Source organism: Glaciibacter sp. 2TAF33 (genome assembly GCF_052114945.1).
In the GTDB taxonomy this organism is placed as follows: Bacteria; Actinomycetota; Actinomycetes; order Actinomycetales; family Microbacteriaceae; genus Cryobacterium.
The window spans coordinates 256,802-280,508 of sequence record NZ_JBFRFS010000008.1; the positions used below are offsets into that span (position 1 = coordinate 256,802).

Here is a 23,707-nt window from a genome sequence, read left to right on the forward strand (position 1 = left end):
CTGGGGTGCAAGGAACTTTCCGCCGGCTTCGGCCGCAGGACCACGACTTTCGCCGGACGATGATTCTCGGCTCACCAACGTAGGGACTTCGCCTCTTGTCAGAACTGAATCATTCGCCCGGTGACGCACGCCCGGACCCGGCAGCTGAAACCGCGGTGGACGCGGTGACACCACCGGCGGCAAAGAAGCCGATCCGGGTGCTGATCGCCGCCGACACGTTCACTCCCGACGTCAATGGCGCGGCCCGGTTTGCCGAGCGCCTGGCTTCGGGCCTGGCCGGTCGTGGCCACGACGTGCACGTGATGGCGCCGGCGTCGTCCCGCAAGCACGGCACCTGGACCGAGGTCTACGACGGCCACACCATCACCGCCCACCGTCTCTACAGCTGGCGCTGGTACCCGCATGACTGGCTCCGCTTCGCCCTGCCCTGGACGCTGCGCCGCGACTCCCGCCGCATCCTCGACACAGTCAAACCCGACGTCGTGCACATCCAGTCGCACCTCAACGTCGGCCGCGCCGTCGCCTACGAGGCCGAGAAACGCGGCATCCGCACCATTGCCACCAACCACTTCATGCCGGAGAACCTCGCTGAATTCTCCCTCCTGCCCAAGTGGGCGCAAGACCGGGTGATCCAGGCCGCGTGGAAAGACGCCCGCCACACCTACTCCCGGGTCGAGGCCGTCACTACGCCGACCCAGCGCGCGGCGGAGTTCCTGGAGAAGTACACCGGGGTCACCGGGGTGCACGCGATCTCGTGCGGCATCGACGCGGAGAATTACTCGCCGAATTTCGAGCCGCGCACTGAGAATCGCATCCTGTTCGTCGGCCGGATCACCGGTGAGAAGCAGATCGATGTGCTGCTGCACGCCGTGGCACTGCTTGCGTCCGACCTCAAGGCCCAGGTCGACATCGTCGGCGGTGGTGACCAGAAACGCAACCTCGAGCACCTCGCCGACACCCTCGGCATCCGTGATCGGGTCACGTTCACCGGCTATGTAACGGATGCCGAACTGCGCGAGGCCTACTCGCGGGCCACCGTCTTCGCCATGCCGTCGATCGCCGAGCTGCAGAGCATCGCCACCATGGAGGCCATGGCGTCAGCGCTCCCCATCGTCGCCGCCGACGCCATGGCGCTGCCGCACCTGGTGCACGACGGTCGCAATGGTTTCCTGTTCGAGCCGGGCAGTGCCCAGGACCTCGCGGACAAACTGGCCCAGGTGCTCACCGCGGCCCCGGACGACCTTGACGCGCTGAAACGAGAGTCGCTGAGACTGATCGGCGCCCACGACATCAACCGCACGCTCAACACGTTCGAGAGCCTGTATCGTGGGGAACCGGTGGTCGACCCGGTGATCGAGCCGGTCACCGACGAAGCCTCCGCCCACTCGGCCGAATAGCCGGGCGGGCGGCTGCGGGGTGGTAGCTCAGCTGGTTAGAGCAGCGGACTCATAATCCGTCGGTCACGGGTTCAAGTCCCGTCCGCCCTACTGAATTGAGGGTGATCAAGCATTTACCCCGTCGAATTGCATCTCTCGCGCGTATTCGCGAACAAGGCGCACTACCCGGCTCGATTCACCTCGGGAGCCTTGGGGCGTGGTCGATTGAACTCGAGGAACCAGGACATTCCGAAAATGGTGTTGGCAAGTGAGTTGCCGGCGGTGCTGCCACAAACTCGGGTAGGACGTAGAAGCCGATGTCCCGGAGGCCCCGAAACCCGAGTACGCGAATCTCATGCCTAAACGCTCTATGGGGCAAGCTGTGTCGACCGCTCGGAGCGACGGCATGCCGTTTTGACGCATTATCGTCGAACAATGAAAGCACGATCTGTCTCGCGCCCATGCCGGTATTGATTGACAACCGGGGGCTGCAAGCGGGGCTGCGAGCGGTGCGGCCTCCAGCCTGGTTGCCGTCCTGCTTACAACGGCCTTGCGAGGCTGAACGCGGCTCCGGCACCTTCGACCGGCACGAGTAAAGTGAACTGGGTCCGGGGAACCCGGGCGGAGAGCAGTAGCCGGGCTCCTTGGTCTTCAGCGAGCTGCCTGGCCAGCGCGAGCCCGAGCCCGCTTCCTCCGCTAAACGAAACGCCTTGACCGAAGATGTCCGCTCCGAGCGGGATCCCGTTACCCTCGTCCGTGACATCGAAGGCGACCGCCCCGTGCGACTCACGCGCCCGAAGCGTCACCTGACCCGATCCGTGCCGTACGGCGTTCTCGAGGACCGCGTCCAGGATCTGCCGGAGGGCGACTTCGGCGATCACAGGATGCGGCAGGTCATCCCGAGCCTCGAGTCGTAGTGGTCGACCGGCCGACTCCAGCACGCCACGCCACCGCCGTTCAACTGCCTCGAGCTCGGAGACCGGATTCACCGGCGACCCCGACGAGCCACCACGGGCCAGCGAGATCAACGCGTCAATTGTGGCGTCGAGCTGGTCGGCGCGTTCGATAGCCTGGCCGAGGATGCCCCGGTGATCGGCCTTCGGGTCGGAGAGCCCACTCTCCAGCAGCAGGCGCAAACCAGTCAACGGGGTCCGCAACTGGTGCGAAGCGTTCGCTGCGAGATGCCGCTCCCGCATGACCAAGTCGCCTAGCCGCTCCGCCGTCATGTTCAGGGCGGCCCCCGCGCGGTCGATCTCCGGGAGTCCCGACGGCGTAGTGCGCACATCAAAATCGCCATCGCCGAGAGTCTGCGAGGCTAGCGTGAGTTGCTCCACACGCCGCGTGATGCGCCGCGCAAGCGAACCGGCGGCGATAATGCCAACGGCTAGGGCTGCCGCCGCCGCAAGCGCGAGAATGAGCCAGACACCGAGGGTCCGTTGCCAAACTCCCGAGAGAGGCGTCGCCGCCCGCACCGCACCGGTCACTGACTCCGACGCGCTGATTGGGACGACGGCGACGAGCAACCCGCCGGTGTTCGTGCGGGTGGATTGTCCCGCTAGTGCCCGGCGGACTGCTGCGTCCGCGGTATGTGGGCCGGTCCCGACGATGAGGCCCCCGGAGGCGTCGTAGAGGCCCAACTGGTCACCCGGTGGGGACTTCGGCAACTCGGTGCGATCGGACGCGGAGAAGCTCGGATCGACGACGATCGCCGCGTGGAGGGCATCCCGCTCCAGAGTTGCCTGCGCGTCGGCGAGGAACAGGTTGAACACCGCGATGGCCAGCGGAAGGAGGAACAGCACCAACGCAATGGCCGAACTGATGACCGCGACCGCCATGATTCGCCGGGTCATCGCCTCTCACTTTCCAGCTGGATTTTGCCGTCCGTTTACCGGTCCTGGTGAGCCCGCTGGCCGGAGCCTCCGTAGCGTGACAGGCAGTCATCCGTCGTTCAGTCACACGTCGTTGCAGGAGGGGCTCATGCTGAGTAATCGTACAACCGCCAGAATCCGATCCGCTGGGGTCGTCACCGTCGTCGCACTCGGCCTGGCGGTCGGACTCTCCGGGTGCGGTTCGCCCAACCAGTCGACCGTGCAGTCCGGGTCTTCGCCGCAGGCGACCGAGGTCAATCCCGCCGGAGACATCCCCGATAACCAGGCCTTTGTCGGATTCACGGCACCGTCCGGCGCGTACACCTTCCAGGTTCCGGAAGGGTGGGCCCGCACCTCGACCGCCTCGTCGACATCCTTCACCGACAAGCTCAACTCCATCACAGCCGTCGAGTCCGCCGCCCCCGCCGCGCCGACGGTCGATTCGGTGCGGAAGACCGAGGTTGCCGCCCTCCAGGGGTCGAAGGCGAAGTTCGAACTCCGTGACGTCACGACCTTCCAGCGCCCCGGAGGGGACGGCATCCTCGTGACCTACCGCGACGACTCCGCCGGCAACGCCGTGACCGGCACGGTTGTGCGGGAAGACGTTGAACGGTACCTGTTCTGGAAAAACGGACGGCAGGTAGCACTCACCCTCTCGGCTCCACAGGGTTCGGACAACGTCGACCCTTGGATCATCGTGACGAAGTCATTCACATGGCTGTCGTGACCTCCGGCCGACCGGCCCTCGAGGCGAAAGACCTCTACCGATTCTTCCGCTCCGGGGAGGACGAGACCCTGGCCCTGCGCGGGGTCTCCCTGACTGTCGAGTCGGGAGAGATCCTTGCCGTGACGGGGCCGTCCGGTTCGGGGAAGTCCACGCTGCTGGCGTGCCTGGCCGGTCTCGACGAGCCGGACGGCGGGTCCGTCTTTGTGTCGGGAACCCGGATGAGCCATCGGTCGGAAGGCGAACGGGCGGCGCTGCGAGCACGGCACATTGGCATGCTGTTCCAGTCCGCCAACCTGATCGGGCATCTGAGCGTTGAGCAGAACGTCAGGCTGGCCCAGAGGATCGCTTCTGGTGATACCCCGCTCCCTGAAAGCGTCCTCGACCAAGTCGGGCTTGGCCATCGCGCTGCTTCACGGCCCTCGCAACTCTCGGGCGGCGAAGCAGCGCGAGCCGGCCTCGCGGTCGCCCTCGCGAACAACCCGGCCGTTCTGCTGGCGGACGAGCCAACCGGTGAACTCGACGGTGCCACCGAGCGCCGACTGCTCGATCTGCTCCGAAGTCACGCCGCCCGGGGTTGCGCCGTGCTCGTGGTCTCCCACAGCGATGATGTCGTCGCCCGCGCGGATCGTGTCATCGCCTTGAGCGACGGGCGGGTTGCGTCATGACGGGGAGCGAGGTCGTCCGGTGCGAGCAGGTCGGCCACACCTATGGAGACGGTCAGCTCGCTGTCGTGGCCGTGCACGGGGTGAGTTGCGTTGTGGAGGCCGGGGCGCGGATCGCCCTGACCGGCCCCTCAGGCTCGGGCAAGTCGACCCTCCTCCACATGATGGCGGGTCTTGAACGGGTGAGCACCGGACGGCTGACCTGGCCGGCGCTGGGTGGGCCTCCCGGCGGAAGACCAGGCGCCGTGGGCGTCATCTTCCAAGGCCCCAGCCTCATCCCCTCGCTCGACGTGGTCGAGAACGTCGCACTGCCGCTGGTTCTCGATGGCGTCAGCGACTACAACGCGAAGGTTCGCGCGCTCGAGGCGCTGTCGCAACTCGACCTCGGCTGGACGGCTGGCAAGCTTCCCGACGAACTCTCCGGTGGGCAATCCCAGCGCGTCGCGGTCGCCCGGGTGATCGCCACCACCCCGGCCCTGATCCTGGCCGACGAGCCCACCGGCCAGCTGGACCACGAATCGGGTCTCAGCGTGATCGATGTCTTGATCAGGGCCGCCGATCACCTCAATGCCGCCCTGGTGATCAGCACCCATGACGCGAACATCGCGACCCGGCTTGCCGTTCGCTGGAGCATGCACGACGGAAAGCTCACAACCAGCGGTGAGAGCCTCGCCGCAAGCACTGGCCGGAGAAGCTCGTGACCTGGATGTGGCTGCAGGGGCTACTGACCCGTCGCGCCGGCGTCCTTATCGCCACGACCGCGGGGGTCGCCATCGCCGTCGCGCTGCTCGCGAGCCTCGGATCATTCCTGGGTGCCGCCCAGTCGAGCATGACTGTTCGCGCCGCATCCGGTGTGGCCGTCGACTGGCAGGTGCTGGCGGCCGGGGGGACCGATCCGGCGGCACTTGCCGCACAGGTCGCTGCGGCGTCGGGCGTGACGAAGGCGCTTCGGGTGGAGTTTGCGCAGACCAGCGGGCTGAGCGCGTTCACCGGCAACTCCACCCAGACCACGGGCCCCGGCGTCGTGCTCGGAATTCCGGCCGGGTACGCCGCGGCCTTCCCCGGCGAGGTCCGCTTCCTCGCCGGTTCACGGGATGGGGTGCTGATCGCGCAGCAGACGGCCGCCAACTTGCATGTCGCCCCGGGCGACAGCGTGAGCGTGGCCCTTGCCGGCGCCGCCCCAGTAGATCTGGTCATCGGCGGGGTCATCGACCTTCCACAAGCAAACTCACTCTTCCAAACCGTTGGAGCGCGCGCACAGTCACAGCCCACCGCCCCACCGGACAACGTGATCCTGGTGCCGGCGGCACAATTCAGGATTATCGGTTCTGCGCTGGCTTCGGCGCGCCCCGACCTGCTGACCACGCAGATACACGCTGCCCGGTCGCACGATCTTCCGAGCGACCCTGCGGCTTCATTTGTGGCGGAGACGGCAGCAGCGCATAACCTCGAGGCGAAATTGGCCGGGGCCGGCCAGATCGGCGACAACCTCGGTGCGGCGCTCGACGCTGCGCGCGGCGATTCGAGCTACGCAAGCGTCCTGTTTCTGTTCCTGGGGCTACCCGGCGCGGTGCTCTGCGGCATCCTGACCGTCGCTGTCGCGAACGCGGGGGCTGAGCGTCGAAGACGCGAGCAGGCGTTGCTGCGTACCCGTGGCGCGAGCGCGGGCCAGGTCGGCCGCCTGGCGAGCGTCGAGGCCCTCTTCGCCGGCATCGTTGGCGGCACGATCGGCCTTGGAATCGCCGCACTGGTCGGCCTTGTGGCGTTCGGCTCGGCCGGCTTCGGCGGTTCGGTGCTGAGCGCCATCCTGTGGCCGCTCGGGGCCTTCGCTGCGGGGCTCGTGATCGCGGTGACAGCTGTCCTGATCCCGGCGGTGCGTGATTTCCGGATGCTGATCGTCAGCCAGGCCCGTTCCCAGGCCGTCGGGACACGGCGGCCGTGGTGGATGCGCGCCTGGCTCGATGTCATCCTCTTGGCCGCGGCCGCCGTTGTGCTCGCAATCACCACGCAGGCGGGCTACTCTCTCGTGTTGGCACCAGAAGGGGTCGCCGCAATCCAGGTGAATTATTGGGCGTTCTTGGGGCCCGGGCTGTTCTGGATCGGGGCCGGTCTGCTGATCTGGCGACTCATCGACCTCATGCTTGGTCGCGGTCGCCGCGCGGTCGCCGTGTTGGCGGGACCGATCACCGGGAACCTCTCCGGGATCGCGGCGTCCTCCATGTCCAGACAACGCAGCCTGCTCGCGCGGTCCACGGTCGTGCTCGCTCTGGCCCTGGCCTTCGCGGCGTCGACGTCCGTTTTCAACGCCACTTACCAGCAACAAGCGGAGGTCGATGCGCAACTCACCAACGGGGCGGATGTCGTCGTCACGGAACCGCCGGGATCTTCCGTCGGCCCCGGCGCGGCCGCAGATCTCTCCCGAACCGCCGGCGTCGCATCCGTCGAACCGCTGCAGCACCGTTTCGCTTACGTCGGCAACGACTTGCAGGACCTCTTCGGGGTGCGCGCCACGACGATCGCCCAAGCCACAACCCTTCAGGATGCGTACTTCCAGGGCGGGACGGCAGCCGATCTCCTGAGCCGGCTCGCCGCCCAGCCCGACGCGATCCTGGTCAGTGCCGAAACGGTGAACGACTTCCAGCTGCACACGGGAGACCTGCTGAACCTTCGGCTGCAGAATAGCCAGACCAAGCAGCTCACCACCGTACCGTTCCACTATGTCGGCGTCGCCAACGAATTCCCCACCGCGCCGAAGGACAGCTTCTTCGTCGCGAACGCTGACTACGTCGCTCAGCGCACCGGCGACAATTCAGTCGGATCCTTCCTGGTGAACACGAGAGGCACGAACCAGGAAACGGTGGCCGCGTCACTTCGACAGAGCCTCGGAACCAGGGCTGGCGTTACCGCCATCGGTGCGGCGCGGTCAGCCGTCGGCTCGAGCTTGACGTCGGTCGACCTCGCCGGACTCACGAGTGTCGAACTGGCATTCGCGCTGGTTCTCGCGGCAGCGGCGGGAGGCCTGGTCTTCGCGCTCGGCCTTGCCGAGCGGCGACGCACGTTCGCGATCGCCGGCGTGCTGGGCGCTTCCCGCCGGCAACTGCGCAGCGTGGTGCTGGTGGAGGCTGCCGTCGTCGCGGTGGGCGGCGTCGTCTTCGGGACCCTGGTGGGCGGCCTGCTCTCCCAAATGCTGGTGTCGGTCCTGACCGGGGTGTTCGACCCGCCGCCGGCAGTCCTGGCCGTCCCGTGGCCCTACCTCATCACGGTTGCGGTCATCGCAATCGGGGCAATCGGTACGGCAGCGCTCCTGGCATCCCGGCCGACGTCGAGGCCGACGGTCGAGTACCTGCGCGAGCTGTAACCGTCAGCGACCGGCGGCATCCATGCGGTAGCCGAAACCGCGGAGCGTCACGATTTCCGGGAGGGCCCCCGTAACGGCGGGTCCTGCCGCGTCGGCGATCTCCTTCAACTGGCGGCGCAGGGAAGCGACATGTACGTCGAGGGTCTTGGTGGAGCCAAACCAATTCGCGTCCCATACATCGGACATGAGGTCTTCCCGACGGATCGCGATCCCGGGCTCGCGCACGAACCGGGCCAGCAGGTCGAATTCCTTGGCGCGCAGCGTTACTTCCCGCCCTCCGACCAGCACCCGCCGCGCAGCGGCGTCGAAACTGAGCGAGCCGATCACCAATGGTGTGTCCACAGGGGCCTCCATGCGGGTATCACCTGTGGACCGGCGCATATGGGCGCGCACGCGGGCGAGTAGCTCGACGGTGCTGAAGGGTTTGGTCAGGTAGTCGTCGGCGCCCGACTCAAGTCCCGAGACAATGTCAAGCTGTTCCCGCCGGGCGGTCACGAGGACGATCACCGCCGACGGCAGTAGGACGCGCAGTTCTCGGCACACCGTCAGCCCGTCCAGGTCGGGTAGCCCCAGGTCGAGCAACACGAGCTCCGGCTCGAACGCCGCGACCGCGGCGAGACCGGCGAGCCCCGACTGGTATCGCTCGACGCCGTAGCCACCGGCCCGCAGTGCGGCCTCGAGTGTGGCGCCGATGACCTCGTCGTCTTCGATGATGAGCACGTTCGGCATAGCTGCAGCCTAGTTGCGGCGCTAATTCACAAGCCCGGGATTGCTGCCTCGAGATACCAATTCGCCTGCGAGAACTCTCAGCGTTGTTCACCCAGTTGACCGGTGGAACCGCGAGGTTCCGCTCGTAGATTTGTTGTGGGCCATCGGCCGGTGAGAAGGGTCGCACATGGTACTTGAAGTGGTCCGTGGCGTGTCGACCCGGTCCCCGCATCCGCCCATCCACCGACTTGGCATCACCGCCGGGGCCATCGGGGTCGTCGCAGCGGTCGTCGCGGCACTCGGCTCCTGGATTCCGTCGTTCTGGGGTGACGAAGCAGCGAGCATCATGTCGGCCCAACGACCCCTGCCGACGCTGTTCAGCATGCTCGGCAATGTCGACGCGGTGCACGGGACGTATTACCTGTTCCTTCACTTCTGGGTCGGCGCATTCGGCGCCTCGCCGTTCTCGGTGCGGTTGCCGAGCGCCCTCGCGATCGGCATCGCCGCAGTGGGCGTCGTCTTCCTCACCAATCGGCTTGCCGACTACCGAATGGCCGTGTACGCCGGAATTGTGGCTATCCTGCTTCCGCGCCTCACCGTTGATGGCATTGAAGCCCGCGCCTATGCGATCAGCGCGGCCTGCGCGATTTGGCTGACCTATCTGCTGATCGGCTTGGTCGACCGGGGTGAACGCCGGGCGGTCGCGTGGTGGGGGTACGCGTCCCTGTTGGCCGTGTCGGTCTACGTCTTCGCATTCTCAGTTCTGGTTGGCGCTGCGCACCTGTTGATTCTGCTCATGCAGGCGGAATCGAGGAAGCTGGTCCGCCAGTGGGCGGTTGCGGCGGCTGTCGGACTTGTTGCGGCGGCGCCGGTGCTCATCACGGGCTACCTGGAGCGCCAGCAGATCTCGTTCCTGAGTCGCCGGACGGCGGCTACAGTGCAGTCGGTCTTTGTCGGCCAGTGGTTCGGAAACGTGGTGTATGCCGCGCTCGCGTGGACTGCCATTGCGGTGATACTCGCGCTCACGGTTATGCGCGTCGGGACACGCATGACAGGCCATCTGCGCGTCCACCAGTTTCGGTGGCTGAAGGCGTGGCCGCACCGAATCGTCGTGGTGTCGGCCGCAGTCGCGCTCCTGCCGCCGGTGGTGCTCCTCACCGTGAACTTGGTCTCAGCGGTCTATACAAATCGGTACCTGGCGATGTCAGCGCCGGCTGTGGCTGTCCTGCTCGGGTATGCCCTGTCGGCATTGCCCAAGCGGTGGGGCGTCGCGGCGCTTCTCGTGCTGAGCATCGTCGCCGTGCCGAGCTATCTGCAGCAGCGGACGGTCTTCGCGAAGAATGAAAGCGACTGGGCGCAGGTGGCCGACGTCGTCCGCAGTCACGCCGTGACCGGCGACGGTATCGTTTTCGACGAGTCGACCCGGCCGTCGCTGCGGTTGCGCCTGGCCATGCACACCTACCCGCAGGCTTTCAGTGATGTCACGGATTTGACCCTGCGTACGCCGTTTTCGCGGAACTCCTGGTGGTGGGATGCGACGTACCGGCCCTCCTCAGTCCCGCAGCGCTTTGTGGGCGTCGGTCGGCTTTGGCTGCTCGAGTACAGATTCCCGGGGAAGTCAGCGGACACTTATGGAATGGCCGAGCTGCAACTGATGGGATTCCAGGTGCAGCGTTCTTATGATCTACACCGTTCGGTTGTCTACGAACTGAGCCGAGTCTGACCGCCCGGCGCCCAACATCCGCTCTACCATCAGGTCATCCGTGGACACTCTGATCAGCGGATGCTGGGGGTGCCGCCGTCAAGACCGACCGCACGAGCGAACGCTGCGACCCCCTTTTGGTTGTAGGAGGTTGCGTCGAAGCGGGTAGCGCTCACACCCTCGCTCAGGAAGGCAGCCATTCCGTCGGCGAGCGATTCGACTTCGGGAGGTACTACGAGGCCGGCGCCCTCTGGCAAGGTGTCGCGCACTGACCCGAACGCGACTGTGACGACGGGCAGCTGCAGGACCAGCGCTTCGAGCAGCACCATGGGCTGGCCCTCATAGTCGCTTGAGAGCACGAAGCAATCGCAGTGGGCCATGACGGCGTACGGATTGGACTGGTGTCCCAGCAGCCGGACCGAGTCGGTGAGCCCCAACTGCTCAACGAGGGCTTCGAGCCGCTCCCGAAGCGGACCAGAGCCAATAATCAACAACCGGGTCTGGCTGTCCCTGGCATGCACAAGAGCGAAGGCACGCAGCAGCCTGGCGTGATTTTTCTCGGGCGAAAGCCGTCCAACCGTCACGAACGTGGTGACCGGCGACTCTTGGTCCAGGTCGGTCGCCCAGGTCGGTACCGCGCCGGTAGACGGGTCACCCGCCACGCCGTCGAGGTCCAGGGCCGCCTGGGAGAGGATGCGCTCCTCGTTCACCAGATTGGGGGCGGAGGTGAACTTGCTCCGCTCGGCATACCGGCCGAGGTTCGCGGCGTTGATTTGGTTGAGTGAGGGGGAGACTGAGACGAGGTGATCATAGTCGCGGTACAGGCTGAAAATCGCGTTGAGGTCACGCAGGTGTCGGCGACGTCCTCTGGTGACCCGGTGGGCGTCGGCCGCCAGATCATTGTGCAGCCAGATCGACCGTTCAGCCCAGGGGGCGTGGAGGAGGAGCGTTGCGGCAAAGGGGCCGTATCCGCTGAAGTCGATCACGTAGTCGAAGAGGCTGGCGCCGAAGCATCGGGTCCATTCGTCATCCCACAATTGACGTTGCATTGCGTTGGCCTGGTGTGCACGCAGATCGCCGCGACGGAACGCGATGCTTCGCCGCAGTCGGTTGACCTTGGATCCGTTCATGCCTCCCGTGCGCGAAAACTGTCGTACCCGGGGGTTCAACTGGCGCTGTTTGTCGAGAACCAGGGGGTTGTAACTCGTCGGAAAGATCACCGACACATCGAGCGCGGTGTAGTCGACTGCGTCGAGGAGGTTCAGCAGCGATGTCGTGATGCCGTTCGGCCGCATGCCTCCGGCGTTGATCAACACTGATTTCCGGTCGTCCCGCGTGGCCGGTGCAATTCGATAGCCGGCCATGTTCCCGCGGAAGACGATGTCGATGACCCGCGCGGTCGCGTTCCCGTCTTCATGGGCGACGAAGCGTTCTCTGGCGTTCTCGTACCGGCGGAGAACGTCGGGTTTCATTCCGCTCTCATCGATCGTCCGCAGCTCACCGGCAAGCTCCGCCACAGTCTCGGTGACGGGGCCGGGCCAGTCGTCGGGCGTCAGGTACAGTCCGCGGTACCCGGAGTAGTCGCCGATGTCGGGCACCAGGAACGCGATCGGCCTGCCGGTAGCCAGGAAATCGAAGAAGATGCTCGAGTAGTCCGTCACCAGGACGTCGGTGATCCCCAACACGAGATTTGTGGGCACTTCGTTCGGAACCAGGAAGCGTCGGATCTGCGGAAGATGCGCAGCGAAGGCATGAACGACCTGATGAGTCTTGAGCAGAACCACATAACGCTCGGTGTCGATAAGCGAATTGAGCTCTACGACGCGTTCGATCAGCTCCCTGGCGTCGTCTTCCGGGCGATTGAAATTGGTGCCCTTCCAGGTTGGCGCGTACAGAATGATCCTGCGGTCACCGATGTCGAGGCCGGACGCACCGAGGCGTTGACGCGTCGCATCCTTCTCCGACTCCGACAAAAATTGGCGGTCGATGCGTGGATAGCCCTCCTCGATGATGCGACCGCGGTAAAGTTGGCGGAGTCGATGCGCCTCTTCGTACATCTGCTCGACCATGAATCGGTTGGCGGCGAGCAGGAAATCGGCGTTGAGAAAGTTGCGGATGACGTTACCCACGCGCGACGCAGGATCCCCGATGTCGAATCCCATCCGCTTAAGGGGGGTGCCGTGCCACGTGTTGAGGTACACCTGCCCGGTGCGTTTCCCGAACTCCGGCGGAAACGTCGCGTTGTTGATGAGATAACCGCTCGTTGCTAATGCCCGGTAGTAACCGGTCGTGCCCGGGCGTACGAACCGCACGGTCGAATCCCGAGCGAATTCGCTCATCGCGGCCGGGTTGCCCTGTTTGCTGGTGAGCGCCCACACGTGTCGTAGGCCGGCGAATTCTGGGTCGTCTTTAAGGGCACGGAAGATCGCTTCCGGGTTGCACAGCATGCCGTTGCCGCCGAACGATTCATAGAAGACGACCTTGGGGTCAACCGGCCGGCGCCGCCAGAATGCGTATACCTCATATTTCACCGCCCGTTGCACTCGGTTGACGAGTGCAGTGATCCGCGAGAAGACCCGACGGGGGGCGCGCGTCGACACAGGGATCGGTGCGGGCGTGATCACGAACTCAGGCTAACCACGCCGTCACGCCGCGAGCCGCTCCCCGCGAGTTCCTGTCAAAACCTTCAGTCGTTGTTCTCTGATGCGCAGCGCTGCCGCAGCTGACGACGAGCTCCAGAAGAAGGTCGCAAAGCTCTGCGAACCCTCAGAATTTGCGGCTCACCTGAGGCCTGGAATGCAAGTTCCACTCGCTATGGTCAAGCCTGAAAAGGTCGGAGGCCGTATGAGCCCGTGGATTGTGGCGGCACTTGTCGGAGTGTTAGTGGTCGGCGCGCTGGCCGGTATTTTTCACGTGCTCGCTGCAATCGAAGAATCGGGGCTCCTCGAGGAATACCTGGAGGGAGATTAATCAGCGTTGACGGGCACGGCGACAGCGGACCCAACGGTGCGCCGCCCTCGCACGTTGAGGCGCGCCCAGCTCAAGGCTCACGCGGTGCTCGCTCACTGCCGCTCGATGTCGTGCGTGTGCTGGCCATGGTGGCGATCGTGGCCGGCCATGTTTGGGTCGCGGGTGCGGGACGCCCCTTCCTTTATAGCTGGCACGTGCCCATCTTTTTCGTACTCTCGGGCTACCTCTGGAAGCAGAATCGGTCACTGGGTCGCGAGGTCAAGAACCGATTCAGGTCTCTCCTCGTTCCCTACGGAGTGTGGCTTCTAGTCCTCGGGACCGTAGCGGTCAGTATTGAGAGTTCCGGGGGGCACTTCAGCCCCGAAAGACTCCTGCACATTCTCTGGGGCGGCCAATTCGCGACCGGTCGCCCCTTCTGGGCGATCTGGTTCGTCACCGCGCTGTTCTTCGCCGCAGTCGTCTTTCGTCTGATTTCTCCGCTGCCCCTGCTTGCCCAGTGGGCCGTCGCGGTGGCGCTGTTCGTGGCGGGCGTCTACATCCCGGGACACCCTGTGCGGTTTTTGCCGTTGAGCCTGGGTCTCTCCCTCCCGGGGATTGTCTTCATCGTTGCGGGATTCACGTTGCAACGCTTCAGGAGTGCAATCCCACGTCCGACTGTGACGGGGTCGGCACTCCTTCTGGCTTCGTTCGCGGTGATCAGCCTGCGATGGTCCCAGCCACTCGACCTGAAACAGCTCGACGTGGGTACGCCGGTTGTCAGCGCTTTGACCGCCCTCGCGATTTCCGTCGGTCTTATTCTCTTGGCCGAAGGTGTGTTGGGCGGCGGTCCTTTCGGCAGAAGCGCACGCAGCGATGGCACTCTTGGGCAACGGGAGTCCGGCGCCGGAATGGAGCGGATGGCGCGAGTCGTCACGCCCCTCGCGCAGGCGTCGCTGACGGTTCTCTTCGTTCACCCGGCGGTGATCACCGTCTTCTACACGCTCGGGTTGTCGAAAGCCGCAGTCTTTTTCCTCACCATCGGAATCGCCTGGTCGGTGGGGCTGCTGCTACTGCGTTTTCCTCACAGTGGCCCGTTGACCGGCATGAAGCCATCCGGCTGACCGGTGCGAGCTTCATCGCTCAGGCGTCGGCCGTTATTCGCGCGCTCCGGCGTGCTGGTCGAGTGGTTCCGGCGCAGAGCGTTTGCGGCGTGCGCGGATCGTTTCGATCCAGACTGGAATGAGGGACACCACGACGATCACCAGAGCGATGAGGTCGACGTTGTTGGCGACGACCGGGATCCGGCCCAACCAGAAGCCCGCGAGCACGCAGACCACGACCCAACTGACCCCTCCGATGACGTTCCAGAGGAGGAACTTCCGGTAGGGCAGATGCGACATGCCAACGATTGGTGGCACAAAGGTGCGGACTATGGGCACGAATCGTGCCAGGACCAGAGCGCGCGCGCCGTATCTCTGGAAGAACGAGTCCGCCCGGTCGAGGTAGATTGTCTTCAAAATTCGCGCGTCGGGTCTGAACAGCCGCCGACCGAATCGTTTCCCGATCAGGTAGCCGACCTGGTCGCCGGCCACGGCCGCGATTGACGCCGTGACGATGAGCACGGGCAGTGGCAAGGCGAGGGCACCGCTTAACAGCGCGGCTGTGAAGAGCAGGCTATCGCCGGGAAGAAACGGAAACAGCAGGCCGGTTTCGATGAAAATGAAGGCGAGGATCAGGGCAAGAACCCATGGTCCGGCGCCGGTTAGCAGGGCCGATGGGTCCAGCAGACCACCCGATGTGCTGACGGCGGCAGCGAGTGTCGTCACGTGTTCTCCTGACGTGGTTTAAGAACGTGTGTGTGCCTGGCGGCCCGAGGCATCCATGGAGAGAGCCCATCAGCCAGCCAGGCAAAGAGCCTACGGGGCACGGCTGGCAGGCATCCTGCCGGAAAGATCACTCGGCTGAGAGAACACTCACAGGACTGCGCGACGAGAGGGGACAGCCGGTTGTTCGGCGACGGATCGCGTCGCGATTCTCTGTGAATATTCTCCACAGAGTGCACGCCGTTTCCTGCTTCGTCCCGGCTCACCTCGCATACGCTCACCCCTGTTGGTCCTCTGATCCACCCTCATTTCACGCTATCAACCTTAAGGATGCGCATGACCGCCAGTGTGCTAGAGAACGACGGAAACAAGCTTTCGATGGCCCGGAACAAAGTCCCTGAACCAACGGCGACATTCTGGATCATCAAGGTCCTCGCGACGACGGTGGGGGAGACGTTCGCCGACTTCCTTGCTACAAATCTGAATCTGGGGCTCACCAATACCACGTACGTGATGGGCGCGCTTCTCGTGATCGCATTGGTGTTCCAGTTCCGATCGAACCGCTACACGCCGGGAATCTATTGGCTGGCAGTGGTACTGATCAGCGTTGTGGGCACGCTCATCACCGACAATCTCACTGACAATTTCGGAGTCCCGCTGGAAGCCACGACCGTCATCTTCGCGATCGCGCTCCTCGTAACCTTCGTTGCCTGGTTCGCGAGCGAGCGAACTCTGTCGATCCACTCCATCAAGACCACCAGACGCGAAGCTTTCTACTGGCTGGCGATCTTGTTCACGTTTGCCCTTGGCACCGCCGCCGGAGACCTCATCTCCGAAGGACTCAATCTCGGATACGGCACCTCGGTCGTCATCTTCGCCGTCGCGATCGCCGTCATCACCGGGCTTCGCTTCGGGGCGCGTCTGAACGCGGTGTTCGCGTTCTGGTTTGCCTACATCCTGACCCGCCCGCTCGGGGCGTCCCTGGGCGACTTGCTCGCGCAGCCAGCTGGGGACGGGGGCCTTGCGCTGGGAACGGTGACCACCAGCATCGTATTCCTGGGAGCAATCCTTGGCCTTATCGTCTTTCTCACGATCGACCAACGCCGGAAGGTGATCACTGCGTCCAAGGAGGACATTGCCTACGAATTGGAGAGCGAGCTTGCCCTCGAACGGTAAACGGGTGCCGGCTGGGCGCGGTCGAACTCGGGAGGGCGATCATGGGCTGCCTCTTAGGCCCTTGCGCCCTGGGCCTGCCGAGTTGCCGGACCGCGCCAGGCTGGGCGTGTTGCCGCAGGCGCGACACTGGGTGCTCGTGTCAGTGGCACTGACCGTGGTCGTACTGGCCCTCGGATAAGTCGTCACCGGTATTCACCGGATCTCCTCGACAGAGGCTCTCGTGGACGAAGAGCTGAGCCGTGGCCACACCCCGGCATTCACGGCACTTGCGCTCATCGTCGACTCGGTTTTCTCGCCGCTGGGCAACGTCATAATTCTCGCCGCCATCTTTTCGTTGCTGCTCCTGGTACGCCACGCCCCTGTGAACGCCGCCGCTGTCACCCTGCTCATTGCTAGCGGCTCGCTTTCTGCCGAAGTATTCAAGCTTCTGGTCGCACGCCCGCGACTCGACTCCACGCTATTGGCGCATCCGCTTCTCGCCGAGCCGGGCACGGACAGCTTTCCGAGCGGGCATACCAGCTTTTCCGTGGCGGTCGCAGTGGGAGCGTGCGTGCTCGCGCAGGGTACCCGATGGAGGGTCACCGGCACTCTCGCCGGCATCGCCCCGGTGTTGCTGGTCGGCGCGACTGCCTTTACCTCGGAGTGCACTACCCGAGTGACATAGTCGGTGCAGTGCTTGGGCCCCTCGCTGCGATGGGCTTCTTCGCTGGGATCTGGAACAGATACGGTCTGAAGATGCTCGGAAAGATCCGCTATCTTCGCCGGTTTGGTCTCTTCCCCCATCGCGACTGAGGATGTCAGCCAGTCGAAATGACCTGAGCCGGCGGGCCAATCCCTGCAGACGTGTGGTTGGATTTGGTCGTCGTACGGCTGCGCACCGCCACCCGTAGGCCACGATGGGCGACCAGCTGTGGTGAGCGGTCCGCGTTTGTAAGGTTAGGCTGTCCTTCGCACACCAATTGCTAGGGACCTCATGAAACGCCTTCTTCGCCCCGCGCTCGTCGCTGTCGCCGTCTCGACACTCGCCTTGACCGGCTGCACGGCAGCGTCCACGGCCCCTTCCGCTTCGGGCGACTCACTCGCCGGCGGCTCGATCACCGTGTACAACGCGCAACACGAGGAGTTGACCCAGGCGTGGGCTGACGCCTTTTCAAAGGAGAGCGGCGTCACGGTCACCCTCCGCAACGGTTCAGACTCTGAGCTCGGCAACCAGATCATTCAGGAAGGCGCCGCGTCGCCGGCCGACGTGTTCTTGACCGAGAACTCCCCGGCCATGTCGCTCGTGGACAACGCGAAACTCTTCGCTCCCGTCGACGCAGGCACGCTCGCCCAGGTGCCGGCCGCGTACAAGCCGACGACCGGAACCTGGGCCGGGATCGCCGCGCGCTCCACCGTCCTGGTCTACAACCCGAGCCTGTTGCCGGAAGCCGATCTGCCCGCGTCGTTGCTCGACCTGGAGAAGCCCGAGTGGAAGGACAAGTGGGCCGCCTCACCGAGTGGCGCCGACTTCCAGGCCATCGTCTCCGCGCTTCTCGAAGAGAAGGGAACGGCCGCCACCGAAGCCTGGCTGGCCGGAATGAAGGCGAATTTCTCGGAGTACAAGGGCAACAGCACAGTGATGAAGGCAGTGAACGCCGGTGAAGTGCCGGCCGGCGTCATCTATCACTACTACTGGTTCGGCGACCAGGCCGGAACCGGTGAGAACAGCTCGAACGCGAAGCTCTACTATTTCAAAAAGGAGGACCCGGGGGCATTCGTCAGCGTGTCAGGCGGTGGCGTGCTCAAGACCAGCAAGAATGCGGCCGCAGCACAGGCTTTCCTGAAGTTCATCACCGGCACAGCGGGCCAGAGCATCCTGCAGACTGGCACGAGCTTTGAGTACCCCGTCGGCAGCGGTGTCGCGGCCCACCCGGACCTGCCGGCTCTCGACACCCTCGAAGCGCCGACGATCGACCCATCGAAGCTGAACAGCGCTGAGGTCACCACCCTGATGACGACGGCCGGTCTCATCTAGATGGACTCGTCTCGATGATCCTTCACTCGGCTCGGGATCGGTCGCCTCGGTGACCAGTCTGAGCGCGCGGAGGGGCGTGGGCGCCGGCTCCCGCCCCTCCGCATTTCTGGTTGTCGTGACTGTCGCGATCGCCGTCGTCACACTGGTTCCTGTCGGTTTCGTTGTCGTCACGATGCTGCAGACCGGGTGGGATGTGCTCGGCCCACTGATCTTCCGCCCGAAGGTCGGCGAGCTGCTCGCGAACACCGTCCTGCTCGTGGTCATCGGTGTTCCGCTCTGCGTCGCACTCGGTGTCGGCGAGGCGTGGTTGGTCGAACGCACCAATTTGCCGGGCCGACGCGTCTGGGCGATCCTGTTCGCCGCCCCGTTGGCGATCCCGGCGTTCGTGAGCAGTTACGCCTGGGTGAGCCTCGTCCCCTCGATCGGTGGGCTCAGCGGCGGACTGCTGATCGCCGTGCTGTCCTACTCGCCCCTGGTTTATCTGCCGGCTGTCGCCACGCTACGCCGGCTTGACCCGGCACTCGAAGATGCAGCCCAGTCACTGGGGCTGACCGCCCCGCGAATGTTCGGCCGCGTCGTGCTTCCACAGTTGCGTCTGGCGATCTGGGGTGGCGGGCTCGTCGTCGCGCTGCACCTGCTTGCCGAGTACGGCGCTTTCGCCCTGATCCGGTTCGACACCTTCACAACCGCGATCATCGTGCAGTACCAGTCGACCTTCGCCGGACCTGCAGCCAGCGCCCTCGGTATCGTTCTCACGCTGCTCTGCGTGCTCGTGCTCACCGCGGAGTCCACAACCCGGGGCCGTGCGCGCTACGCGCGAATCGGTTCGGGCGCCTCGAGCCCGGCGGAACGCCGCCGCCTCGGTCACGCATTGATCCCCACTGTCACAGCAGTGACATGCGTCGGCCTTCTTGCCGTCGGCGTCCCCATGGCCAGCATCGCGCGCTGGCTGAGCGTCGGCGAACCGTGGGCCCAGCCCGAGATTCTGCAGGCGATCACCCAGACCGTTCTTCTCGCCGTTAGCGGAGCCCTCTTGACCATCCTCGTGGGGATACCGCTGGCCTGGCTGAGCATCAGGCATCCGAGCCGAACCAGCAAACTGGTCGAAGGCTCCACCTATCTCGCGAGCAGCCTGCCCGGCATCATCATCGCCCTGGCCCTTGTCACCGTCACGATTCGCCTGGTTCCGGCGCTCTACCAGACCGCTTTCACGGTGTTGGTGGCGTATCTGATCATCTTCCTGCCCCGGGCGCTCGTTTCGCTGCGTGCCGGCCTCGGCCAGGCGCCGATCCTGTTTGAGGAAGTGGCGCAGTCGCTCGGATACTCACCAACGGTTGCCCGCGCCCGGGTTACCCTGCCGTTGCTCGTTCCGTCGATCCTGGGCGGCGCAGCGCTCGTTGCGCTCGGCGTCGCCAACGAACTCACCGCAACCCTGTTGCTGGCGCCGAACGGAACCCGCACGCTTGCCATGCAGTTCTGGTCGGCGAGCTCGTCGCTCGCCTACTCAGACGCGGCGCCGTATGCTCTACTCCTCGTGATCATATCGATTCCGACAGTGGCGCTCATGTCCATCCAGTCACGGAAACGAACCACCCAATGACCACTCTCCGCCTGCAGGATGTCTCGATTGCCCTCGGCGGCCTCCCGGTTCTCTCCGGCGTTTCCCTCGTGATTCCGAGCGGAACGAGAACCGCCCTCGTCGGCGCCTCGGGCAGCGGCAAGACCACCCTGTTGCGGCTGATCGCGGGATTCTCGCGCCCCGACAACGGAACCATCACGCTTGACGACACCGTCGTGTCAGGTCCTCACGCCTTTCTTCCCGCACACCGCCGTGGGGTCGGCTACGTGCCCCAGGATGGCGCACTGTTTCCGCATCTCACCGTGGAGCAGAACATCCGTTTCGGCCTGGCACGCGGGGAACACTCGGCAGCGCGAATCGCAGAGTTGGCCGAGCTTGTCGCCTTGCCGGTTGACCTGCTCCGGCGCTACCCGCACGAGATTTCGGGAGGGCAGCAGCAGCGCGTGTCGGTGGCGCGCGCGCTGGCCCCTGCGCCCAAAATGATCGTGCTTGATGAACCTTTCAGCGCGCTCGACACCGGGCTGCGGGAGCAGTCCCGAATGGCCGTGATTGCGGCGCTCGAGGCGAGCGATGCGACAGCCGTGCTCGTCACGCACGACCAGGATGAAGCGTTGATGTTCGGTCAGCAGATTGGCATTCTGGCCGGTGGGCGGCTCGAACAGCATGGGTCCCCACTGTCAGTGTTCGACAACCCGAGCACCGCCGAGGTCGCCACTTTTCTCGGGGATGCGGTGTTCGTCGCGGGGCAGGCGCAGGGAACGTGGGCCGAGACGGCGTTCGGCAGTGTTCCGCTGAGGCATCAGAACGTCGGATCGAGCGCGGACGCCACAGGCCAGACGGCCGGCCCTGGCAGCGCGATCAGGGTGTTGCTACGTCCAAGCCAGCTCACACTTGGTCACGACGGCGCGGCGAACGGCAAGATCAGCTCACTCTCGCTGCGCGGAACTCGAATGAGGGTGGAGGTTGAGGCGATCGGGTTGATCGACCGGGTGGTTTTGAACGTTCCTGCCGCCGAAGCGAGCTACCGCGTAGGCGATCGAGTGACCGTGGTGATCCACGGCAGCGGGGTCTCGTACTAAGCCTCGATCCACTGGTAGGACTTGGGTGGCGATGGCGCTCTATGGAGGATGCCTTCGGGTCCGCAGATCGAGTGCTTCTCGTCCAACAGCCCGGACCACAAAACCGGCGTTCTGTTGGACGTTCAGCTGACGTGGACGTGCGGGCGACGTTTGGCCTGCGGCTCTGATTCACGGAGCACTTCGCGGGTTACGGGAGCGATCTCACCAAGGCCTGTCACTAGAAATTTGAACATGTTGGAAATCGGATTTCCCTGGGTCCATTCGAAGTAGATTTCCGGGATGATACCGGTCTGGTCGCGAATTTCCAGTAACACGGCGGCTATGGTGTTGGGCACGTTTCCACTCGTTACTTGGAGTACCCGGTACCCGTGTTTCACGACTCCGCGCACGACCAGGTCTTCCTCGAAATCGGATGAGTCGGATGGATACACCTCGAGGAAGACGATTGGCGAAACCGGTGGGATATGGGCGAATCGACGTTCGTCACGGCTCTTGTTCCGGTATTCGGTTTCGGTGTCTTCGTCCGGTTCGTGGGAAATGATTCGGATGGCGTCGTAGTCTTCGGCATCCGTCATGACATAGTCGAGCGCATTGTCGTCGAGGATCACCGATGTGGCTCTGAGCTCGAAAGAACGGCGGACCCGCGAGATGATCGACGTTGTCATAATGCCGAGAATGAACAGCCCCGCAATTCGAACACCATCCGGACGTTCAATAACGTTTGCGACCGTGGTGTAGACGAGGATCGCTGAAACGAGTCCGAACCCGATTGTGGGCCACCGCTGCTTTCTATGCCTGGCCGAGAGAGTGACGGCGACGGATGCTGACGTCATGAGCACGAGCACCCCCGTCGCATAGGCGCCGCCCTGCGCGTCGACGCTCGCGTCGAAGACGACCGTGATCAGGAACGCCACCCCGGTGAAGATGAGTACGAGAGGGCGGACGGCGCGCGCCCATTGCGGGGCCATCCCGTATCGCGGCAAATAGCGGGGAACGAGATTGAGCAGACCGGCCATCGCCGAAGCGCCGGCGAACCAAAGGATGCAGATGGTGCTGATGTCGTACACGGAACCAAACACCGAGCCCAGGTATTCATGGGCGAGGTAGGCGAGGGCTCTCCCGTTCGCCTGACCGCCGGGCTGGAAATCTTCCTGCCGGATCAGCAAAGTCGTGACGAGACTTGAGGCGATGAGAAAGCCGCTCATGATCAGCGCCGCCGTCATCAGCAATCGCCTCGTGCCGCGAATTCGACCGATGGGGCGCTCCTCGCTATCACCTTGGTCGCCCTTCACCTGCGGCATCACCGCGACTCCGGTTTCGAAGCCGGACATGCCCAACGCCAGCTTCGGGAAAACGAGCAGGGCGATACCGACCATGAGGAGCGGATTCCCGTGCTGCGAGGACAGAGCTGACCACCAATTAGTGACCAGGACCGGGTGCCCCGCGACTTGGCCGATCGCCACCAGAATGACCACCAGGTTGAGTGCGAGATAAACCGCCACGAGCACGACAGCGATGCCGATGGCTTCCTTGAACCCACGAAGGAAAACGCCTCCGAGTAGCGCGATGAGCAAGAGGGTGAACGGCACCTCTTGGCCATGCAGCCATAACGGAGCGAAGGGATTTTCCAGCGCGTGGGCCGAAGCATCAGCGGCGGACAGGGTGATGGTGATCATGAAGTCCGTCGCGGCAAATCCCAGCAGGACAAGGACAAACAACTTGCCGGCCCACCACGGCAGCAGTCGCTCCAGCATGTGGATGGAGCCAGATCCGCGGAAGCTCTCTCGCGCTACTCGCCTGTAAACGGGCAGAGCGCCAAGCAGCGTCAGGGCAACCAGCACGAGAGTAGCGATAGGCGAAAGGAGCCCCGCGGCCAAGGCTGCGATCGCAGGCTGATAGCCAAGGGTCGAGAAGTAGTCCACACCAGTCAGGCACATCACCCGCCACCAGGAATGCGTTTTTTCAACGGCCGCGGAATGTGGTCCGACGTGTGAGCCGCGCTCGTCGACGAGACCCTGCAGCATCCACGTGCGAAAATCCGTAGATTCAATACGAGACTTGCTCACGAGCACACACTACGCTCGGCAGGCCAAGACGTCGCCGAAGCGGTTCCTTCTGGTCGCACACAAGGTTCGTAGGAACTGGCGCAGGCATTCGGCGTCACCGCGCCGACGCCGATCCGCTGCGGATGCTCCCCTGTCGCCATCGACCGCATCGTCGATCGTGCTAGGCGCAAGCGCCAAAGCCGCAACTGCGTGTGGGTCGGTAACGTGCGCGGCGACGCGAACCTGCGCAACCTGCGATTCGACATCGGCGGGGCTGCGACCGCTCGGCATCGAACCTGGCCCCGCATCATGAAAGTCGCTGACGAAGCGTGGGGCGGGGCTGCGTTTGGTGAGCCGGACGTGGCCGCGTTCCGCGTCGTCCGAATCGACATCCCCGACGTGCGGGGCAAGTCACCGGACGTCGCTCATAGTGTGCTCGAGTCGGCCGGCTTAACCGTGACGGATACTGGGCAGCAAGACTCCGACCTCCCCGCCGGGCAGGTCTCGCGCACCGATCCATCCGGCATTGCACCACGCGGAGCAACGATTTCGCTGTACACGAGCAAGGGCTCGCTAGTGGTGGTGCCCTCCGATCGTTCTTCCGGATGAGCCCGAGGGCAGACTGCGGCTATGCCTGTAAA

General features: G+C 64.5%; 19 protein-coding genes and 1 tRNA gene. 15 read left to right on the top strand and 5 right to left on the bottom strand.

What is annotated here, in order from left to right; all coding sequences use genetic code 11:
* Nucleotides 1–155 precede the first annotated feature (155 nt).
* Both AB4Y94_RS10485 and AB4Y94_RS10490 read left to right on the top strand, forming a co-directional pair.
* Nucleotides 156–1,397: a glycosyltransferase gene (locus tag AB4Y94_RS10485; protein WP_441727788.1), complete on the top strand. Its 1,242-nt coding sequence runs from the start codon at nucleotides 156–158 to the stop codon at nucleotides 1,395–1,397.
* A 16-nt stretch (nucleotides 1,398–1,413) separates the two neighbouring features.
* Nucleotides 1,414–1,487 (top strand) — tRNA-Ile (locus tag AB4Y94_RS10490).
* 428 nt (nucleotides 1,488–1,915) lie between these two features.
* Here the strand turns inward: AB4Y94_RS10490 and AB4Y94_RS10495 are convergent.
* Nucleotides 1,916–3,226 (bottom strand): HAMP domain-containing sensor histidine kinase, encoded by a 1,311-nt coding sequence (locus tag AB4Y94_RS10495; protein WP_441727758.1) that lies wholly within the window; start codon nucleotides 3,224–3,226, stop codon nucleotides 1,916–1,918.
* A 127-nt stretch (nucleotides 3,227–3,353) separates the two neighbouring features.
* Between AB4Y94_RS10495 and AB4Y94_RS10500 the strand changes: the two genes are divergently transcribed.
* Genes AB4Y94_RS10500 through AB4Y94_RS10515 form a run of 4 tightly spaced genes read left to right on the top strand, consistent with a single transcriptional unit; the run spans nucleotide 3,354 to nucleotide 7,991 of the window.
* Nucleotides 3,354–3,971 carry a hypothetical protein gene (locus tag AB4Y94_RS10500; RefSeq protein WP_441727759.1) on the top strand — a complete coding sequence of 206 codons (618 nt, stop codon included), beginning with the start codon at nucleotides 3,354–3,356 and terminating at the stop codon, nucleotides 3,969–3,971.
* The gene (locus AB4Y94_RS10505; protein WP_441727760.1) at nucleotides 3,959–4,636 is read left to right on the top strand and encodes an ABC transporter ATP-binding protein; all 678 of its coding nucleotides are present in this window, start codon (nucleotides 3,959–3,961) and stop codon (nucleotides 4,634–4,636) included. Before AB4Y94_RS10500 ends, AB4Y94_RS10505 begins: the two co-directional genes overlap by 13 nt.
* Nucleotides 4,633–5,334 carry an ABC transporter ATP-binding protein gene (locus tag AB4Y94_RS10510; protein WP_441727761.1) on the top strand — a complete coding sequence of 234 codons (702 nt, stop codon included), beginning with the start codon at nucleotides 4,633–4,635 and terminating at the stop codon, nucleotides 5,332–5,334. Before AB4Y94_RS10505 ends, AB4Y94_RS10510 begins: the two co-directional genes overlap by 4 nt.
* Before the next feature lie 5 nt (nucleotides 5,335–5,339).
* Nucleotides 5,340–7,991 (top strand): FtsX-like permease family protein, encoded by a 2,652-nt coding sequence (locus AB4Y94_RS10515; protein WP_441727789.1) that lies wholly within the window; start codon nucleotides 5,340–5,342, stop codon nucleotides 7,989–7,991.
* Nucleotides 7,992–7,994: 3 nt separating this feature from the next.
* Here AB4Y94_RS10515 and AB4Y94_RS10520 read toward each other — a convergent pair whose 3' ends face one another.
* A complete protein-coding gene (locus AB4Y94_RS10520; protein ID WP_441727762.1) occupies nucleotides 7,995–8,720 on the bottom strand; it encodes a response regulator transcription factor in 726 nt (241 codons plus the stop codon).
* Nucleotides 8,721–8,886: 166 nt separating this feature from the next.
* On the opposite strand from AB4Y94_RS10520, the gene AB4Y94_RS10525 reads away from it, so the two are divergent.
* Nucleotides 8,887–10,422 carry a glycosyltransferase family 39 protein gene (locus AB4Y94_RS10525; protein WP_441727763.1) on the top strand — a complete coding sequence of 512 codons (1,536 nt, stop codon included), beginning with the start codon at nucleotides 8,887–8,889 and terminating at the stop codon, nucleotides 10,420–10,422.
* 53 nt (nucleotides 10,423–10,475) lie between these two features.
* Here the strand turns inward: AB4Y94_RS10525 and AB4Y94_RS10530 are convergent, their stop codons facing one another.
* The gene (locus AB4Y94_RS10530) at nucleotides 10,476–13,025 is read right to left on the bottom strand and encodes a CDP-glycerol glycerophosphotransferase family protein (RefSeq protein ID WP_441727764.1); all 2,550 of its coding nucleotides are present in this window, start codon (nucleotides 13,023–13,025) and stop codon (nucleotides 10,476–10,478) included.
* A gap of 220 nt (nucleotides 13,026–13,245) precedes the next feature.
* Here AB4Y94_RS10530 and AB4Y94_RS10535 point away from each other — a divergent pair, with 220 nt between their 5' ends.
* Together AB4Y94_RS10535 and AB4Y94_RS10540 are read left to right on the top strand one after the other, a co-directional pair.
* Entirely contained in the window at nucleotides 13,246–13,371 is a 126-nt protein-coding gene (locus AB4Y94_RS10535) for a hypothetical protein (protein ID WP_441727765.1), read from the top strand.
* Between the two features lie 110 nt (nucleotides 13,372–13,481).
* Nucleotides 13,482–14,471, top strand: coding sequence for an acyltransferase family protein (locus AB4Y94_RS10540; protein WP_441727766.1), 990 nt, complete (start codon nucleotides 13,482–13,484; stop codon nucleotides 14,469–14,471).
* Between the two features lie 33 nt (nucleotides 14,472–14,504).
* Here the strand turns inward: AB4Y94_RS10540 and AB4Y94_RS10545 are convergent, their stop codons facing one another.
* Nucleotides 14,505–15,176 carry a VTT domain-containing protein gene (locus AB4Y94_RS10545; protein WP_441727767.1) on the bottom strand — a complete coding sequence of 224 codons (672 nt, stop codon included), beginning with the start codon at nucleotides 15,174–15,176 and terminating at the stop codon, nucleotides 14,505–14,507.
* A 333-nt stretch (nucleotides 15,177–15,509) separates the two neighbouring features.
* Between AB4Y94_RS10545 and AB4Y94_RS10550 the strand changes: the two genes are divergently transcribed.
* The 5 genes from AB4Y94_RS10550 (at nucleotide 15,510) to AB4Y94_RS10570 (ending at nucleotide 21,021) form a co-directional block, all read left to right on the top strand.
* Nucleotides 15,510–16,349, top strand: a complete 840-nt coding sequence (locus AB4Y94_RS10550; RefSeq protein ID WP_441727768.1) for a COG4705 family protein — start codon at nucleotides 15,510–15,512, stop codon at nucleotides 16,347–16,349.
* A gap of 220 nt (nucleotides 16,350–16,569) precedes the next feature.
* Entirely contained in the window at nucleotides 16,570–17,013 is a 444-nt protein-coding gene (locus AB4Y94_RS10555; protein ID WP_441727769.1) for a phosphatase PAP2 family protein, read from the top strand.
* 309 nt (nucleotides 17,014–17,322) lie between these two features.
* Nucleotides 17,323–18,363 carry an iron ABC transporter substrate-binding protein gene (locus AB4Y94_RS10560; RefSeq protein WP_441727770.1) on the top strand — a complete coding sequence of 347 codons (1,041 nt, stop codon included), beginning with the start codon at nucleotides 17,323–17,325 and terminating at the stop codon, nucleotides 18,361–18,363.
* A gap of 106 nt (nucleotides 18,364–18,469) precedes the next feature.
* Entirely contained in the window at nucleotides 18,470–19,963 is a 1,494-nt protein-coding gene (locus AB4Y94_RS10565) for an ABC transporter permease (protein WP_441727790.1), read from the top strand.
* Nucleotides 19,960–21,021: an ABC transporter ATP-binding protein gene (locus AB4Y94_RS10570; RefSeq protein ID WP_441727771.1), complete on the top strand. Its 1,062-nt coding sequence runs from the start codon at nucleotides 19,960–19,962 to the stop codon at nucleotides 21,019–21,021. Before AB4Y94_RS10565 ends, AB4Y94_RS10570 begins: the two co-directional genes overlap by 4 nt.
* 122 nt (nucleotides 21,022–21,143) lie before the next feature.
* Here AB4Y94_RS10570 and AB4Y94_RS10575 read toward each other — a convergent pair whose 3' ends face one another.
* On the bottom strand, nucleotides 21,144–23,045 hold the full coding sequence (locus AB4Y94_RS10575; protein WP_441727791.1) for an amino acid transporter: 1,902 nt from the start codon (nucleotides 23,043–23,045) through the stop codon (nucleotides 21,144–21,146).
* A gap of 231 nt (nucleotides 23,046–23,276) precedes the next feature.
* Between AB4Y94_RS10575 and AB4Y94_RS10580 the strand changes: the two genes are divergently transcribed.
* Nucleotides 23,277–23,675 carry a PASTA domain-containing protein gene (locus AB4Y94_RS10580; protein WP_441727772.1) on the top strand — a complete coding sequence of 133 codons (399 nt, stop codon included), beginning with the start codon at nucleotides 23,277–23,279 and terminating at the stop codon, nucleotides 23,673–23,675.
* The last annotated feature ends 32 nt before the right edge of the window (nucleotides 23,676–23,707 follow it).